The organism is Endozoicomonas atrinae (genome assembly GCF_001647025.1).
GTDB classification, from domain to species: Bacteria; Pseudomonadota; Gammaproteobacteria; order Pseudomonadales; family Endozoicomonadaceae; genus Endozoicomonas; species Endozoicomonas atrinae.
Genome location: NZ_LUKQ02000697.1, coordinates 1 through 691 on the forward strand (window position 1 = coordinate 1; position 691 = coordinate 691).

General features: G+C 46.9%; 1 protein-coding gene. It reads left to right on the forward strand.

Translation table 11 applies throughout. The features are described 5' to 3' along the window. Positions 1 to 278 precede the first annotated feature (278 nt). On the forward strand, positions 279 to 566 hold the full coding sequence (locus AK963_RS30120; RefSeq protein ID WP_066018849.1) for a hypothetical protein: 288 nt from the start codon (positions 279 to 281) through the stop codon (positions 564 to 566). The last annotated feature ends 125 nt before the right edge of the window (positions 567 to 691 follow it).

Sequence of the window (691 nt, forward strand, 5' to 3'; positions counted from 1 at the left end):
GCCCTGATCGTGATCAACTTATTAGTCCTTGGTTTTCTATTCGGTGAGCGAGCCATCAAGAACGTGGCACCGTACCTGATCCAGGCGGCACAGAACCGACAACGCTGAGTCTTGCACAGCCCAGCGGACGGTGGCGCTAATAACATCCGCAGACGTGCCAGCAACTCCTTTCCCAAAAAAATGCTGGTGAACGTTGGCAGAGGACAAACTGCCTCACCAAAGCCGGGAGGTAAAAGGCCGCCTCCCGTTTCATCCAATAACAACAGAGAGAGAAATTTATGAGTAATGACATCTTTCAATTGCAGTGGATCATCAAAGAGTACCGTGAACCGGTCACCATATCGGAAGTTTTCTATAACAGGCTGGTCGATGAGTTCCCGGACGTTGACGTTGAAAAACAGCTAAAAAAGGCTCACGCATACGCTGAATTGAACTTTGTAGACCCCGCTTATGCGAAGGGCATGGAAACATTCATTATGCGATGGATGAGGAGAAATCAAGCCAGAGCAGAACAGATAAAGGACACATTTACAAGAACCCTATCCAAACCAAAAAAGCATCATTAAGGAAAATACATGGGACGTATAAGAACAGTAAAGCCTGAGCTGTTTATTCATGACGAGCTTTATGACGCTGAACATAATAGCGGCCTTCCTTGCCGGTTGGCCTTTATTGGATTGCTCACCCTTGT

Bases quoted from the DNA above. Each gene is read 5' to 3' on its own strand.
- AK963_RS30120 (WP_066018849.1), top strand. From the start codon at position 279: ATGAGTAATGACATCTTTCAATTGCAGTGGATCATCAAAGAGTACCGT.